Source organism: Falsiroseomonas sp. HC035 (assembly GCF_050563525.1).
In the GTDB taxonomy this organism is placed as follows: domain Bacteria; phylum Pseudomonadota; class Alphaproteobacteria; order Acetobacterales; family Acetobacteraceae; genus Falsiroseomonas.
Genome location: NZ_JBNXUN010000015.1, coordinates 13,994 through 28,457 on the forward strand (window position 1 = coordinate 13,994; position 14,464 = coordinate 28,457).

The window sequence follows — 14,464 nt, forward strand, 5'->3', positions numbered from 1 at the left end:
CGGGAGCAGACGGATGCCGTGGACGGTGGAGCATCGGGGTGCAGCGGATCGGCGCGGCCTGCGCCATTCCTCTGACCTGACGGACGCGGAATGGGCGCGAACCGTCGAGCGCACCATTGTATGGATCAGCCGCAACCGCCGCCTCGCCCGCGACTTCGAGCGGCACTGCCGCATCGCCGCCGCCTTCGTTCGCATGGCCATGATCCGCATCATGCTTCGGCGGCTGGCGGCAAAGTCTTCAGCGTGAACCCGATCTTCCCGGATGGGCTCTGAAAAATTCTGGCTGTGTGGTTCGAGGTGCGGCTGATACAGCGCAAGGTGCGCGAACCTTCCGCCGCCGATCTGGACGAGCGGCATCGTGGGCTTGATGAGAACTGGGGCAGCCTCTCCACGGAGCGGCGACGTGAGGCGGAGGAACGGTTCCGCCGCGGCATGGGCCTCCAGGGGCCGAACGCGGAGGGAATGCGCCAACGTTGGCAGGGCATGGCGCCCGGCCAGCGCCAGGAACTAATGTACGGCTCTCATCGGATGGGCCGGGCAGGTTCATCCCGGCGAGATCCGCCAGGCGACCCCCGCCCGGCGCCGCCGCGCCAGGGCAACTGAACGGCCCGCGCCCAAGCCTTGACTCGTCAGGCCGAACCTCGAGCCATGGTCTAGGCAGTGATGAGGAGGGTCAGCCGGCGAAGACCTCGTTGAGCAGGCCGCGCCAGCGTTCCTGCTGCCTTCGATCCAGGTGAACATCCCCGCTGGTCGCTTCCCGGGTGCGGAGAAGAATGATGCCCACTACCTGCGCATCCCGGTAAGCAGAAGGGGGAACGGTTGCGCTCGGCTGAACTGCCGAACCGGGCGCCTCAGCGCACCCGCCTGACGCAGGCGCCGTCGTGGAGAGCGCTTGGCGGGAACGGGTGACGGTCTCGACTGGTGCTACGCCCTCGGCAACCTTGGCTCTGCGCACGGCACGGAGGGCGACCTCAACGCGCCGCGCGATCCTGCGCCACGAACTGTGCCCAGCCTCCGCCGCGCCGGAACAGCGCGCTGACCGGCATCAGCACTGTATCTTCGGCGTCTCGACTGCAATCTACGCATCCACACCAAAGCGGTCGCCAAACCCCACCCAGGCCCCCCGCGCGCGTAGCCGATGATGTCATCAACCAGCGCTGCGACCTCCAGGTCATGCGCGCGCGACATGCCTTCCAGCACCTCCACCTGGACGGGGTCGCCTCTCGCATGCCACGCCGCTCGGCCTGACGCCGACCGAGCCCTTCCTGCGCGATCGGGTCGAGGCGGAGATCGGCGTTGCGCGACACGCGGAGTTCCGCGCCTGCCGGCAGGCCTGTCACGGCCTGGGTCGGCTGCGCTGGGCCGCTCGCAGCCGGGTTTGCACGAAGCGCTGCCCTTCTGCCGCCAGCACACCGGGCAGGCGCGCCATCTCTCGCGCGGCGCGGAAGGGGCGGCGATCATTGACTGCCACGAGGGCATCGCCGCGTTCCATGCGGTCGAACTGCAGCCCGACCATGCTGTCCATCGCGTCCCACCAGAACAGGCCGAGCACCACCATCGGCACCGCCAGCGGGATGCCGAGCACGGTCAGTGCGGTGTGCAGGGGGAGCAGGCCATGCAACGATACCATCGTCCGCACCGCGAGGCGCCAGCCCGCCCGGCCGATCGCATGCCGCCGGTAACGCGCAAGGTTACAGCGGCAGGTCGGACTGCTCGCCGCGCGCCTTGGGCGGATCGGCCAGCTCAGTCATCGTAGCCTCGGTCAGCAGCAGCACGCTGGCGACGGAGACGGCGTTCTCGAGCGCCACCCGCACCACCTTGGTCGGGTCGATGATGCCAACCTCGACAAGGTCAACATATTCCTTGCGCGCGGCGTCGAAGCCGCGGTTGCCGGTGCCCTCCAGCATGCGGGCCACCACCACACCGCCATCGGCCGCGGAGTTCTCGGCGATCTGGCGCGCCGGCGCCTCCAGCGCGCGTCGCAGGATCTGCACGCCGGTGCGCTCGTCGCCCTGGCAGTCGGCTTCCACCGGCGCCAGCGCGTCGATGCAGCGCAGCAGGGCCAGCCCGCCGCCGGGGACGATGCCTTCCGCCACCGCCGCCTTGGTGGCGCTGATCGCATCGTCCAGCGCCTCCTTCTTCGCCTTCATCTCGGGCTCCGCCGGGGCACCGACGCGGATTACCGCCACCCCGCCTGCCAGCTTTGCGAGGCGCTCCTGCAGCTTCTCGCGGTCGTAGTCGCTGGCCGCCTTCTCGATCTCGCGGCGAATCTCCTTCGTGCGGGCCTCGATCGCTGCGCGATCGCCGGCGCCGCCGATGATGGTCGTGTTTTCCTTGTCCACAACGATGCGCTTCGCGCGGCCGAGTTGCGGCAGGCGCACGGCGTCCAGCTTCAGGCCAATCTCCTCAGCTATCACCATGCCGCCGGTCAGCACCGCGATGTCCTGTAGCATCGCCTTGCGGCGGTCGCCGAAGCCGGGCGATTTCACTGCGCAGCTCTTCAGCCCGCCGCGCAGCTGGTTGACGATCAGCGTCGCCAGCGCCTCGGCCTCCACATCCTCCGCCACCACGAGCAACGGTCGGGCCGCCTTCACCACCTGGTCCAGCAACGGCAGCAGGTCGGTCAGGGTGCGGATCTTCTGGTCGGCGAGCAGGACGAACGCGTCCTCCAGCTCCGCCTCCATGCGCTCCGCATTGCTGACGAAGTAGGGCGAGACGAAGCCACGGTCGAACTGCATGCCCTCCACGACTTCGAGCGTCGTCTCCGTCGTCTTCGATTCCTCGACAGTGATGACGCCCTCATTGCCGACCCGTTCCATCGCATCGGCGACCAGCTCGCCGATCGTCGGGTCGTTGTGGGCGGAGATGGTGGCGACCTGTGCCTTCTCGCGGCGGGTCTTGACGGGACGAGACAGGCTCTGAAGCGCTTCGACTGCCGCGCGTGTCGCTCGGTCCAGTCCGCGCTTCAGCTCCACGGCGCTAGCGCCGGCGACGACGTTGCGGATGCCGTCGGCCAGGATTGCATGGGCCAGCACGGTCGCGGTGCTCGTCCCGTCGCCCACCGCATCGCCGGTCCGCTCCGCGGCCTGCCGAAGCATCTGCGCGCCGAGATTCTCCTCAGCGTCCTTCAGCTCGAATTCCTTGGCGATGGTCACACCATCGTTGCAGACTATGGGCGACCCCCAGTGCTTCTGGATCAGCACGGATTTCGACCGCGGCCCGAGCGTGACCCGGATGGCATCTGCCAGCGCACCTGCGCCATGCAGAATCTTCTCCCGCGCCGCGGAGCGGAACAGAACCTGCTTTGCTGGCACTACTACCTCCATCCGAAGGTTGCTCCGGCCTGGTGGCCGGCCATCACGGACCTTGCTTGATGTCGATCTTGCGCTGCTGCGCGGCTGCGTCCGCCCTCTTGGGCAGCGTCACCGTCAGCACGCCCTTGTCGAAGCTCGCCGCGGCTCGCGCCTGGTCGACGCCACGAGGAAGCTGGAAGGAACCGAAGCGGCGCTTCGCGAAGCGATAGTTTTCTGTCTTCTTCTCGTGCTCGTCCTTCTTTCTTGATCATCAGCACGCCGTCCGAAAGCGCGAGTTCCACGTCGTTGGCATCCATGCCCGGCAACTTCGCCTCGATCCGGAATTCCTTTTCCGTCTCCAGCACGTCGATGGCCGGAACGGCGGGGCCGAAGCCGCTCTCGAACCGCCAGAGGGGCTGTGGCTCGGCCTCCGCGCGGCGCGCCAGGCCGCCTGTTTCATTCCCGCGCCAGAAGCTGTCGAACAGCCGATCCACCTCACTGCGCAGTGCGACGAATGGCTGCCAGAAGCTCTCGGCTGGACAGCGCCCGCTGCGAGCGCCTTCTGTTCGGATCTCGCCATGCTTTTCGATCCGCTCATGATCCACATCCTGACTGCGATTTCATTCGAAGTGCACAGGAAGGGCACGGCCTGTAGTGCTCTTGTGAAGCAGGATATTCCCGCACGGCGGCATGCAGGTTGACCCAGATCAAGCACACGGCCGCATCGGCTTCACGAAAAGTTTTTCGCGCCGCATCGATCTTGATGAAGGCGCTGCCGGTGGCGGAGCCGTTGGTGATGCACCGACGACCCGGTCTCGGCGCATGTTGCCGAACCGAGCGTGAGCATCATTGCCGTTGATGCCACTGGCTCTTCCCTCGAAGGTCGGCGCTGCGGGGTAGGCCTTCACAAGCGCTCAGTGCGACATCAGCACCGGCACGGTCATGTGGCGCAGCAGCGTCCGCGTCACGCTGCCCAGCAAGAACTTGTGGACACGCACGTGCCTACAGGGACCGATGACGATGAGGTCGGCAGCGAATACGGCGGTGCGGCTGAGGAGGATGTCGCCGGCGCCGATCTCGGCGGTGGCGCTGCGCTCGACAGTCACCGGAAGCCCGTGGCGAGCCAGATGCCGCGCAATGCTATCGTCAAGCCAGGTGTTGTTGGTCTCGACGGTCCTGTCCCAGGCCACGACGGCCGTGGTGCCCATGGCTGGTCTTCCCGCATCAGCGCGCCATGCACAATTTCCCGACCTTGGAGTGACTGTACGTGATCAGTTCCGGCGCTGGATCAAGCTGGCTGCAACGCGTTCTTTCCAAATGAAAACATGATGCGCATCGGTTCATGGGGTGAGGTGAAGGCGCATGAGTAATGGGTGCCGTCGCCCGCACCGCATCGGTCGCGCTCGAAGGCGTGCCTCTGCCCTTTGTTCTTTCGCTGGCCGACAAGAGGTGGCGCGGAGCAGCGCCGGAGGATCCTCGCCTCGAGCGCAAGAACAACGTGCATGCGGGCGCATGGGTCATATCGCGGTGGCGGAAAGTCTCGGGCAGGCCGCGCTGCCACTGGAGCAGGTGCTTGCCCGTTGAGACGCCCGCGACCGCTGGCCAAAGGCCCGCCGCCTTCCGCCTCCGGTGGACAGTTCCGGACCCGGCCAAGGCTACACGCCTACTGCTCACTTGCTCCGAGCGAATTCAAGCTGTTCCACGATTTCGGCCTGTGGCAGGCGCGTCAGGTCCTTGTCGAGGCTGGCAACAACACGCGCGCGCGCGCGGTCGAGAAGGGCTGCGCGCAGGTCGCCGAGGAAGGGCGGTGGCGCTACCAGAGTGAGGCGCCCGAAGCTGCCCTCTGTCGCTGCCGTCTCCAGTCTCTCAGCCAGTTGGCGTGCGAAGGCGCGTTTGGCCTCGCGGTGCGGATCGCTGCGTGGCTCGATGGCGTGGTGGGCCGCGGTCGCGCTTTCCTGCACGCGGCCCGGCTGATCGGTTCCCCGTTCGTGCGAGCGCGGGTTGGAGATCTCGATCGCCCGCTCCGCAAGCTCGTCCCAGCGGCCCGCGGGCGCCGCGCGGGCGAACACCCGGCAGTGCTGTGCGTCAGCGATCACCGCCCATTCCGTGATGGTACCCATGGAGTCCTCCTCCTTTCCGCGCATCAGATACCCGCCGAGCGGTCGCGAGGCGTATGACCTGCATCAAGGCTACGACACGCGCGCACCGGTCACTGCCCGCCCACGGCCGGACGAGCGGCGCGTTGGCCGCCTCGGGCGTCAGGCTCGTCACCGCCGCCGCCACCCGCTCCCGCAAATCAACCGACAGCGTCTTCGACATGCCGACCGGCCTCTCCGCCAGCGAATACAGCATCTCCTTGCGGCAGCCAGCGAAGTCACAAGCGGGCGATTGGCAACAACGCGAGAGGCTTCAGGCTGATGTTGTGCAACCTGCACTAGCACAGCGGGATGTCCCTGGCGGACTCGATGGTGTCTGCGTCAAGCTTGACCTGCCCAGGTGGCCCGCCGCTTCAGCACTTCGGCCGCCACCAGGTAGCCAACGACCAGGACGGCAAATACCACCAGCAGCGCGCCTCGGAAGGGGCGCGAAGCCGAGCATCGCCGCCAGCGGGCCGAGGGCCAGCGTGAAGGCCAGCGCCAAGGCCCAGAGCGACGTCGCGAGCAGCGTGGGATGGGGTGCCACCGCCCGCCACGCTAGGCCTTGGCTGCAGATTACGAAGATGATCAGGACCTAGGTCGCCATGCTTTCGATGAACCAGGCGGTTCGGAACTCCTCCGGAGTGGCGCCTAAGGCCCAAACGAAGGATTGCGAAGGTCGCCAGACCGAAGATGGCGGAGAGGGGACCCATCAACAGGGTGAAGCGCAGCACCGCGCCCATGTCCCAGCCGTGCGGTTTTGTTACGCCCGCAGCATCCATCGCGGGAACCTACTCGCCGGCCGCCATCGACATCGCGCCCGCGAACAACCCGCCCACGCCGGCGATGAGGATGTCGCTCTGCGTGGCTGCGGCAGCCGCGACGCCGACGATCAGGCTTGCGGTCGAAACGATACCATCATTTGCCCCGAGCACCGCGGCCTGAGGCCATCTTATGCGCGAGACCAGATGGCGCTCGGAGTCCAGGTGGCGTCGCTCGCGGAGATCGGGGCCTGTTGTCGCGCGCGTGTGGTGGACACAGGTGCACCACCCGCTCCAGCAGCCCGTGCGGCGGCTGCGCGTATTTCTCCTGTGCGCACACACTGAGCCATGGTACTCAGTGGTCCTCCAGCGCGCGCCGGAGACGTTCCAAGAGCGCGGCGCGGGTCCGGTCGTCCCCCGCTTGCTCAATCGCCTCCTCGATGCCGAGCAGCAGCGCCGCCCGCTCATTGTGCCAGTCCGGGCGTCCGACGCGCTCGGGGTGCTCGCGCCGGTGGCCAGAAGCCGCGGCATCGCGCTCCGGCGTGCGGCCGGGCGAGAGACGGAAGGCCTCGTCCAGCATGGGCTTCACCAGCCCTGCCTCCGGCACGATGCCGCGGCCGAGCACGCGTTTCGCCAGGCCCTCGATCGCAGCCTCCTCCCCATGCACCAGGAAGATGCCGCCGCGCACCGGTCCGCGAGCGGCGATCCAGCGGCCAAGCTCCGGCCCGTCGGCATGGCCGGAATATCCCTCCACCATTGCAATACGTGCGGCGACCTTCACCGTCTCGCCACGGATGCGAACCTGCGCGGCGCCGTCCTGCAGTAGCCGCCCCAGCGTGCCCGTGGCCTGGAAGCCGACCAGCGCAACCACGGTCCGCGGATCCCATAGCTTAGCCTGCAGGTGGGCTCGGATACGCCCCGCCTCGCACATTCCACTGCCGGCGAGCACAATCCGGAACCCCTCCTGCCGCGCGAGCCGCATGCTCTGCTGCGCGTCCTCCACCTCGTGCAGCCGGGGGTCGGCGAGCGCCGCGAGCAGCGCGGCCCCGTCCTCCAGCAGCGCCGCATGCTGTGCGAAGACACGCGTGGCGCGGCCGGACAGCGGACTGTCGAGGTGGATATCCGCCTCCGGCACCTGACCGGTCCGCATCAACGTGACGAGGTCGAGCATCACCTCCTGCGCCCGCTCCACAGCGAACACGGGAACCAGCATTGTGCCGCCCTGTCGCGCCGCGCTTCGTACCAACGCCCCCAACGCAGCCTGGCGCTCCGCCGGCGCGATGGCGGGGCGATCCTCGTCGCCATAGGTGCTCTCGACGATGACGTGGTCGATGCCGCCCGCGGGTCCCTCCGGATCGCGCTGCATCGGGCCGAGACCAGGGCCGATATCGCCGGAGACGAGCACGCGCAGGGGGCCGTCCCCAGTTTCGAACTCCAGTTCGATCGACGCCGAGCCAAGCATGTGCCCCGCGTTCCAGAACCGCGCGCGAATGCCCTCGGCCGGGGTGATCCACTTGCCATAGGTCACCAAGTCGAATGACCGCATCGTGCGCTCCGCGTCCTGCGCGGTGTAGATCGGTGCGACCGGCTCGCGCCCGCGACGGCGGTTGCGGCGGTTCAGCTGCTCCACCTCCATCTCCTGGATGTGGCCGGCATCGGGCAAGAGGCAGGAGCAGAGATCCCGCGTCGCTTCCGTGCAGTGGATGCGGCCGCGGTAGCCCATCTTGACCAGGCGCGGCAGCAGGCCGCTGTGGTCGATATGCGCGTGCGTCAGCAGTACGGCATGAATGGCTCGAGGCTCGAAGGGGAGCGGCTCATAGTTCAGAGCCTTCAGCGTCTTGGGTCCCTGGAACATGCCGCAGTCCACCAGGATGCGGGCCCGCGGCGCCTCGAACAGCAAGCAGAGCCCGGTCACCGTGCGGGCCGCGCCACAGACCTTCAGGCCGATTGCCAAGGCACCCTCCCGCAGCCTGACATCCGCCGCCAGTATAGGCGCGGGCGTAGCCGCCGGTCATCACTGCGCCGACATGAGGGGGCGTAATGAGCCGCCACCGTCGTCCGCACGCGACCCTGCGGCGTCGCCGGCCTATAGGCTGGCGCTGTTCGATCGCGACGTCCTGCTGAGCCCCACCATGCGGGGCGTGCGGCTGCAGGTGGAATCCACGCAGCCGGACGAGGCGCTGCGCGCTTGGGGCGCGGCGCTTGCGCCGTATCGCCTCCGAGCGAGGCGGACGCTAAGGCTCGTGGCGGGCGTGCAGGACAACGTGATCGCGACAGGCGGTGGGCCCAAGATCAAGGAAGCTGCCTGTCGCGGGGCCTGGGAGGCCGGGGCATTTTCCATCGGCTTCAACATCCGCCTGGCACGGGAGCAACAGCCCAACCCGTGCACAACGCCCTGGCGATGCGCGCGCCGGCGCTCGTGGTATTCCAAGGCGGCTTCGGAACGCTGGACGAGCGGTTCGAACTGCTGACCCTGCGCCAGACCGGGCGCGTCGGCCCGCTGCCGAGCCTGCTCGTAGACGAAGCCTTCTGGCGCGGCCTGATCCGCTGGGAGGCGCTGGTGGAGGCGGGCATGGTAGAGCAGGCCGACGTTGACCGGCTGTCCTGCGCCGGCCGTGCGTAAAAGGCCTGTAGCCTGCTAGAGGGGGCGCAAGATCGCTCGCGCTGCCCTCGTGTATGGGCAGAGTTCGCTGCTTATGTATTGGCCAGGCAAGCCCATCCATCGGTACCGCGCGTCCTGGCGGCATGCGGTCGCTTAACGCGATGGCGCGGACCGCGGCGGCGTCGGCATTGGGGGCGGCGCGGGCGCACCCGGCGCGCCCTCCAGCACCACGCCGCCACCACGGTGCGCCGCATCCGCATTCGGCGTCTCGGGCCCGCGATCGGTCGGCGGACCCGGTGAGCGGGTGCTGCGTGGGGATGGTTCCGGCGGGGCACGCTCGGCCGTTGCCGGAGCCTGCCGCAGGTCCGGGGGCTGAGCTTGCGCCATCGCGGTTGAAGCCAGACCAACCGTCGCCACCGCCGCCAAGATTAGTACCTGACGCATGCTGCACCTCTTGAGATTGCTCAGCCGAAACGCGGTGGGCGTCACGCTCGTTCTGGCAATCGCGACGAATCGTTCGCGGCCCCCGTCGAGTTGGCGGGTCTGCTTACGAAAGAAGGAGCGACAAGGCGTTTGCGTTCTTTCGCGGCGCCTGCACGCGCGGGATCTACGACAACATAAAGACGGCGGTGGATATGATCCGGGGGGCCGCACTCGCGCCTGCAATGGCCGGTTCCTGCAGATGTGCAGCCACTATCTGGTCGATCCTTTCGCCTGCGCCGCAAGCTGGTCGGTGTTGGTGATGGCGACCGGCATATGGTGGACATCCTCACCGCCGTGCTCAGCGACGGGCCGAGTGGCGGTCGAGGCAGCCTGTGCCGAGGCGCCGCGGGAAGGCGCGCACTCCACCGACGTGGTACTGAACATCCTGGCTCGCCAGCGCGAGCCCCCGGCGCCGCAGACCATCCTGACGCCAGGTGCCCTGCGGCTGCGGCACGAGCCGCTGGCCGACTGCGCCCGCTATGACAATCTGCCGAGAAGCGCGTGATGGAGCGGTCCGAGATCCTCGCCAGAATGGGCGAGCTGAAGCTGTTCGGCATGAGAGCGGCGTTCGACCAGGTCGTCACCACGGCGGTGAAGCGCCAGCACGAGCCGCAGCAGGTCAACGGCGACTTCGTCGGCGCCGAGATCGCCGAGAACCAGGCGCGCTCGATCAAGTACCAGATCACCGCATCGAAGCTGCCGCTGGCGCAGGACGTGGATGACTTCCGCTTGGAAGGCACGCCGATCAACAAGGCCCTGGTGTGCGACCTCGCGACAGGCAACGTCCTGGCCCATCAGCGCAACGTGGTGCTGGTCCGGGGAAGGCGCCGCCGCCGGTACCATCGGCCCTCGCGCTGGACGACGTGGATGGCTAGCCTGCTGCGGCGGGGTCGGACCGGCGGGCCTGTCTCCCGGTGATATATCCCATCTGGGTCTCGTCCCTTCGGAACGAATCCGACTGACGAAAAAATCTCAGATACAATCGTTTGTGGAATTTCTGGTTGTGGGCGCAGTCGTCAGCGAACCAGTCTCTGCGGCTCATTACCCTGTTCATCAGGGAACATCAGGCAAAATCACAGGCTTCCAGGGTCGCGCCGAGATGTGCCCCTGGCGTTGGCCGTAGATCTGCGCCGCATCGGCATCACTTCCCTAAGCGACGGATCAGGGAAAACATTCTGCTGATCAGCGATTTTGGCTGTGCTATGGTGCTGGCGGCGGTGAGCACTCGGCGGTAAGAACAAACTAGCAATTGGCAGCCGGACAAGTTAGGGTCACGGGTTCGTGAGTAGCTGAATCCGGAGAAGATCGTGAGAGCAGATCTAAAACGCCAGCCGCCTCTACTGCCGAGCAGCGCCCCGAGGAAGCGTGGCCGGCCCTCGTTCTATGAACCCTCCCGCCTAATGGAGGTTTGGCTGTCTGTTCAAGAAGAGATGGTCAGAAGCAACCGTACATCGAACGCGGCATGTAATGCGCTTAGGGTCTCTTGGCTGGTCGCTGGTCGAGGCGCGCCGAAGACCAGTCACTGTGTCGGCGCCGAAACCCTTCGCAGCCTTTATCAGAAAGCGGTGCGCCTCCTGAAGCGCGAGCAGGCGTGGCACGACGAAAATCGCCTTGAGATGCAGCGGGCTGGCGTGACGACGGGCCGGGAGCTCAGTTGGCTAATGGCAAAGCCCTATTGGGAGGCGGAACTGCTGCGTCGGCTGGCCGAGGTCAATGAATCGGACACGAGCTGCACTTTTCCGTTTAATTCCACAACTCTAGCATGATCATTGGGTGGTCTCCCAACCAGACGGAGACCATCCATGCCACCCAAAGTCCCGACCAACCTCCAGCCCAGAGATCGCAGCCGGGTCGCGCCTTCGCACCACCTCGATATCAAGTACCGGGCAGTTACCGACCTGCGGCTGAACGAGCGCAATCCTCGCGCCCACAGTCCGCGCCAGATCAGACAGATCGCCCGAAGCATTGCGACATTCGGCTTCAATGTCCCAGTCCTGATCGACCCTGATGACAGGGTAGTGGCGGGCCATGGCCGGGTGCTGGCCTGCCGCCAACTTGGCTGGACCGAAGTGCCAACCATCAGGCTAGACCATCTTGGACCTGCCCAAATGCAGGCCTTCATGGTGGCGGACAACCGCCTTGCTGAAATCTCCACCTGGGACGAGCGCCTGCTTGCGGAAACGCTGCGCGAGCTGACCCTCGCGGACCTCGACTTCGAGCTCGAAGTGATTGGCTTCGAGATGGCGGAGATTGATCTCCGGATTGAGGGTTTGGACGCCCCGCCCAAAGAAGCACCCGATCCTGCGGATGTGCTCGCCGAGCGTCCTGCAGGTCCCGCCGTCAGCAAGTCCGGTGACCTCTGGCTGCTGGGACGTCACCGGCTGCTCTGCGGCAGTGCCCTGGAGCAGGCGAGCTATGCGACGTTACTGCCGGCGAAACGCGCGGCCATGGTCTTTACAGACCCGCCCTACAACGTTCGGATCGCCGGCCATGTTAGTGGCCTCGGCGTCATCAGCCACCGGGAGTTTCCCATGGCATCCGGCGAGATGAGCGGTGCTGAGTTTACCGCCTTTCTGACCACCGCGCTCGGGCTGGCCGCTCAACACAGCCGGGCTGGTTCGCTGCACTTCGTCTGCATGGACTGGCGCCACATTCCTGAGCTTCTGGCTGCGGGCCACGAGGCCTACTCCGAGCTGAAGAATCTTTGCGTCTGGGCGAAGGACAACGCCGGAATGGGCTCCCTCTACCGCAGCCAGCACGAGCTCGTCTTCGTCTTCAAATCGGGCAAGGCACCCCACCGGAACAACGTGGAACTTGGGCAGCACGGCCGCCATCGGAGCAACCTCTGGTCCTACCCCGGCGTGAACTCCTTTGGACGGCGTTCGGAGGAAGGGGACCTGCTTGCGATGCATCCAACGGTGAAGCCAGTGCGCCTGGTGGCGGATGCTATTCTCGACTGCACGGCTCGCGGCGAGCTCGTGCTTGATCCGTTCCTCGGCAGCGGTACAACCTTGATGGCGGCCGAGCGAACGGGCCGGCGTTGCTGCGGCTTCGAGCTCGACCCACTGTACGTCGATACCATTGTTCGCCGCTGGCAGGAGTTGACAGGCGACTTTGTCCGACACGCTGTGACCGGCTGCGCCTTCAACGACATGCAAGGCAGAACGCAGGAAGCGCTCACTCTGGTGCAGCCGGAGGCCGGAAATGGCAAATAAACCGGTCCGCAAATACGAGGTAGGCTACGGTAAGCCGCCCGAGCACAGCCGTTTTAAACCAGGTCAGAGCGGCAACCCGAGAGGACGCACGAAGGATAGCGTGACCTTCAGCATGGCTATCGCTAAAGCGCTCGGCGAAAGGGTCATGGTGAATGAGGGTGGCAGTCGCCACAGCATCACAAAGTTGGAGGCAATTGCCAAGCAGCTGGTCAACAAGGCGGCCAGCGGCGACGCGCGCATTATCAAGCTTCTGGCCGAAATGGATCGCCGGCGCCCGACTGTTGATCACGCAGCAATTCCTGGCGTTCCTGGTGAACAAGGGCCGTCCAATGACATTCGCGATGCTTCGAAGATCGACTATTCGAGCATGACGACCGAGCAGTTGATCGTGCTTTACGAGGCTGCGCGCATCTTTGAGGGGAAGCAGGAGCGCCCGCCTCCCATCATGCCGCCGGGTGATCCAAAGCCGCGTGACCCAAAGAAGTGAGCTGTGGCTAGCCGCAGCCCTGGAAGACACCCGTCCTAGTTTCGTAGCTGCTCCGATATATTGCGTTCTTGGAGGCAGAAGCGCTCGATGGCGGCGAAGATGTCCTTGGCGAACTCCCTCCACGGATGAGGTTGAACAGTGCCGTTGGCGTGAGCCGGTGCTATTCTCCTCCTGCTCACGGGTGACCGCGCGGCAAAGAGCCGGGCACGAGGTGAGAGCCCGGCCGCGCAGCCTTCAGCGTCGCTCCTCCTTTGCGGCACCCGTGGGCGCCTTTGGTCCTCGGCGGGTCCAACCTTCGGTCTGGCGGCGATAGGCCAGCTCGGCCTGCTCGCCCCGCCTGCGCTCCTCCTGCCGCGTCCTGGTCAGGTTATAGGCGTAGGCCGGGCCGCGCTGGCCGCGGCGGGCCGGCTGCCCTGAGCGGAGCTCGAGGTCGCGCAGCTTTCGGGCGTGCAGCGCCGGGCGTACCCAGGCGTAGTCCTCGCCCTTCTTGAGCAGGTGCCAGATGATGACAGCCAGTTTGCGCGCGACAGCCACGGCCGCGATGTGCACCCCGCGCCGCCGGGCGATCCGCTCGTAGAATGCGCGCAGCGGGCCTGGGCCGCGCACCGCCTGCCAGGCGGCCTCCACCAGCATGGTGCGGGCGTGGGTGCGGCCTTGCTTGCTGATCCGCCCGTGACGAGGCGGGCCCTCGCCCGACTGGTGCACCGTCGGGTTGAGGCCAAGGTAGGACACCAGCCTGTCGGGCGCCTCGAACCGGGTGACGGGCCCGACCGCCGCCAGCAGGCCGACCGCCACCACCATGTCGATGCCGGGTATGGTCATCAGCCGCTTGGCATCGGGATTGGCCAGAGCGTCCCGGGCAATCTCCCGCTCGACCACCCGCAGATCCTCGCTCAGCCGCTCGTGCTCGCGCAGGTGGCGCGCCACCGCATCGACCTCGTCTGGCGGGAGGGGCTGTGCCAGCAGCCAGACCCGCCCCTTTGGCCCAATCAGGTCGGCATGCGGACATTGCGGCATCAGATGGGCGTGCAGGATCGACTGGATCATCGTCTTGAGTCGCGCCCGCTGGCGGACGATCTGCATCCGCCGGGTGACCTGGCGCCGCAGCGCCTCCGTGTGCGCATCAGGCACCCAGACCTCTGGCAGGAAGCCGCTGGCGTAGAGGCGGGCCAGCACCGTCGCGTCGATCACGTCGGTCTTGATGCGCGCCTCGGCGATCAGCCGCACCTGGCGCGGCTTGGCGATCACCACGCGCCCGACATGCGGCGCCAGCACGTCGGCCACCGCCGTGGCATTGCCGGTCGCCTCCACCACCACGTGATCGTCGTGCGTCAGCACGGTCCTGGCGAAGGTGTCCAGGTGCTCGCGCGTCATCCCGACGCGGCCCAGCCGGATCACCTTGCCCTCATCCAGCATCACCGCCTCGGCAAAGACGCGGTGGATGTCCAAGCCTACGATCCGCATTGGTCCTCCTCCTCCTTGATCGAC

General features: G+C 66.7%; 11 protein-coding genes and 4 pseudogenes. 7 read left to right on the forward strand and 8 right to left on the reverse strand.

Features of this window, described 5'->3' with window-relative positions; translation table 11 throughout:
• Nucleotides 1-103 precede the first annotated feature (103 nt).
• Nucleotides 104-247, forward strand: a pseudogene (locus tag ACLF3G_RS23375) (IS5/IS1182 family transposase); the annotation flags it as partial.
• A 1,089-nt stretch (nt 248-1,336) separates the two neighbouring features.
• On the opposite strand, the gene ACLF3G_RS23380 reads toward ACLF3G_RS23375, so the two are convergent.
• The 7 genes and pseudogenes from ACLF3G_RS23380 to ACLF3G_RS23410 form a co-directional block, all read right to left on the reverse strand.
• The gene (locus ACLF3G_RS23380) at nt 1,337-1,630 is read right to left on the reverse strand and encodes a hypothetical protein (RefSeq protein ID WP_430671819.1); all 294 of its coding nucleotides are present in this window, start codon (nt 1,628-1,630) and stop codon (nt 1,337-1,339) included.
• Between the two features lie 61 nt (nt 1,631-1,691).
• Nucleotides 1,692-3,314 (reverse strand): chaperonin GroEL, encoded by a 1,623-nt coding sequence (gene groL / locus ACLF3G_RS23385; protein ID WP_430671820.1) that lies wholly within the window; start codon nt 3,312-3,314, stop codon nt 1,692-1,694.
• A gap of 2 nt (nt 3,315-3,316) precedes the next feature.
• A complete protein-coding gene (locus tag ACLF3G_RS23390) occupies nt 3,317-3,898 on the reverse strand; it encodes an Hsp20/alpha crystallin family protein (protein WP_430671821.1) in 582 nt (193 codons plus the stop codon).
• Nucleotides 3,899-4,207: 309 nt separating this feature from the next.
• On the reverse strand, nt 4,208-4,501 hold the full coding sequence (locus ACLF3G_RS23395; protein WP_430671822.1) for a universal stress protein: 294 nt from the start codon (nt 4,499-4,501) through the stop codon (nt 4,208-4,210).
• A 462-nt stretch (nt 4,502-4,963) separates the two neighbouring features.
• Nucleotides 4,964-5,413 carry a host attachment protein gene (locus tag ACLF3G_RS23400; protein WP_430671823.1) on the reverse strand — a complete coding sequence of 150 codons (450 nt, stop codon included), beginning with the start codon at nt 5,411-5,413 and terminating at the stop codon, nt 4,964-4,966.
• An 809-nt stretch (nt 5,414-6,222) separates the two neighbouring features.
• Nucleotides 6,223-6,414: pseudogene (locus ACLF3G_RS23405) on the reverse strand (VIT1/CCC1 transporter family protein); the annotation flags it as partial.
• Nucleotides 6,415-6,544: 130 nt separating this feature from the next.
• On the reverse strand, nt 6,545-8,143 hold the full coding sequence (locus ACLF3G_RS23410) for an MBL fold metallo-hydrolase RNA specificity domain-containing protein (RefSeq protein WP_430671824.1): 1,599 nt from the start codon (nt 8,141-8,143) through the stop codon (nt 6,545-6,547).
• Between the two features lie 429 nt (nt 8,144-8,572).
• Between ACLF3G_RS23410 and ACLF3G_RS23415 the strand changes: the two genes are divergently transcribed.
• The 6 genes and pseudogenes from ACLF3G_RS23415 (at nt 8,573) to ACLF3G_RS23440 (ending at nt 12,976) form a co-directional block, all read left to right on the forward strand.
• Entirely contained in the window at nt 8,573-8,812 is a 240-nt protein-coding gene (locus tag ACLF3G_RS23415) for an LOG family protein (protein ID WP_430671825.1), read from the forward strand.
• Nucleotides 8,813-9,457: 645 nt separating this feature from the next.
• Nucleotides 9,458-9,779 (forward strand): annotated as a pseudogene (locus ACLF3G_RS23420) (IS21 family transposase); the annotation flags it as partial.
• Nucleotides 9,779-10,117: pseudogene (locus ACLF3G_RS23425) on the forward strand (ATP-binding protein); the annotation flags it as partial. The pseudogenes ACLF3G_RS23420 and ACLF3G_RS23425, both read left to right, overlap by 1 nt.
• 557 nt (nt 10,118-10,674) lie before the next feature.
• Nucleotides 10,675-11,040, forward strand: a complete 366-nt coding sequence (locus ACLF3G_RS23430) for a hypothetical protein (RefSeq protein ID WP_430671826.1) — start codon at nt 10,675-10,677, stop codon at nt 11,038-11,040.
• A gap of 36 nt (nt 11,041-11,076) precedes the next feature.
• Entirely contained in the window at nt 11,077-12,489 is a 1,413-nt protein-coding gene (locus tag ACLF3G_RS23435) for a site-specific DNA-methyltransferase (RefSeq protein WP_430671827.1), read from the forward strand.
• Nucleotides 12,479-12,976 carry a DUF5681 domain-containing protein gene (locus ACLF3G_RS23440; RefSeq protein ID WP_430671828.1) on the forward strand — a complete coding sequence of 166 codons (498 nt, stop codon included), beginning with the start codon at nt 12,479-12,481 and terminating at the stop codon, nt 12,974-12,976. The genes ACLF3G_RS23435 and ACLF3G_RS23440 overlap by 11 nt, the downstream gene beginning before the upstream one ends.
• Before the next feature lie 234 nt (nt 12,977-13,210).
• Here ACLF3G_RS23440 and ACLF3G_RS23445 read toward each other — a convergent pair whose 3' ends face one another.
• Nucleotides 13,211-14,440 carry an IS110 family transposase gene (locus ACLF3G_RS23445; protein ID WP_430671829.1) on the reverse strand — a complete coding sequence of 410 codons (1,230 nt, stop codon included), beginning with the start codon at nt 14,438-14,440 and terminating at the stop codon, nt 13,211-13,213.
• Nucleotides 14,441-14,464: the final 24 nt, after the last annotated feature.

What these genes read in the sequence shown, in the direction of transcription:
- ACLF3G_RS23380 (WP_430671819.1), bottom strand. Translation starts at nt 1,630, where the DNA reads ATGGTATCGTTGCATGGCCTGCTCCCCCTGCACACCGCACTGACCGTG.
- ACLF3G_RS23395 (WP_430671822.1), bottom strand. Translation starts at nt 4,501, where the DNA reads ATGGGCACCACGGCCGTCGTGGCCTGGGACAGGACCGTCGAGACCAAC.
- ACLF3G_RS23400 (WP_430671823.1), bottom strand. Translation starts at nt 5,413, where the DNA reads ATGGGTACCATCACGGAATGGGCGGTGATCGCTGACGCACAGCACTGC.
- ACLF3G_RS23430 (WP_430671826.1), top strand. Translation starts at nt 10,675, where the DNA reads ATGGAGGTTTGGCTGTCTGTTCAAGAAGAGATGGTCAGAAGCAACCGT.
- ACLF3G_RS23435 (WP_430671827.1), top strand. Translation starts at nt 11,077, where the DNA reads ATGCCACCCAAAGTCCCGACCAACCTCCAGCCCAGAGATCGCAGCCGG.
- ACLF3G_RS23440 (WP_430671828.1), top strand. Translation starts at nt 12,479, where the DNA reads ATGGCAAATAAACCGGTCCGCAAATACGAGGTAGGCTACGGTAAGCCG.
- ACLF3G_RS23445 (WP_430671829.1), bottom strand. Translation starts at nt 14,440, where the DNA reads ATGCGGATCGTAGGCTTGGACATCCACCGCGTCTTTGCCGAGGCGGTG.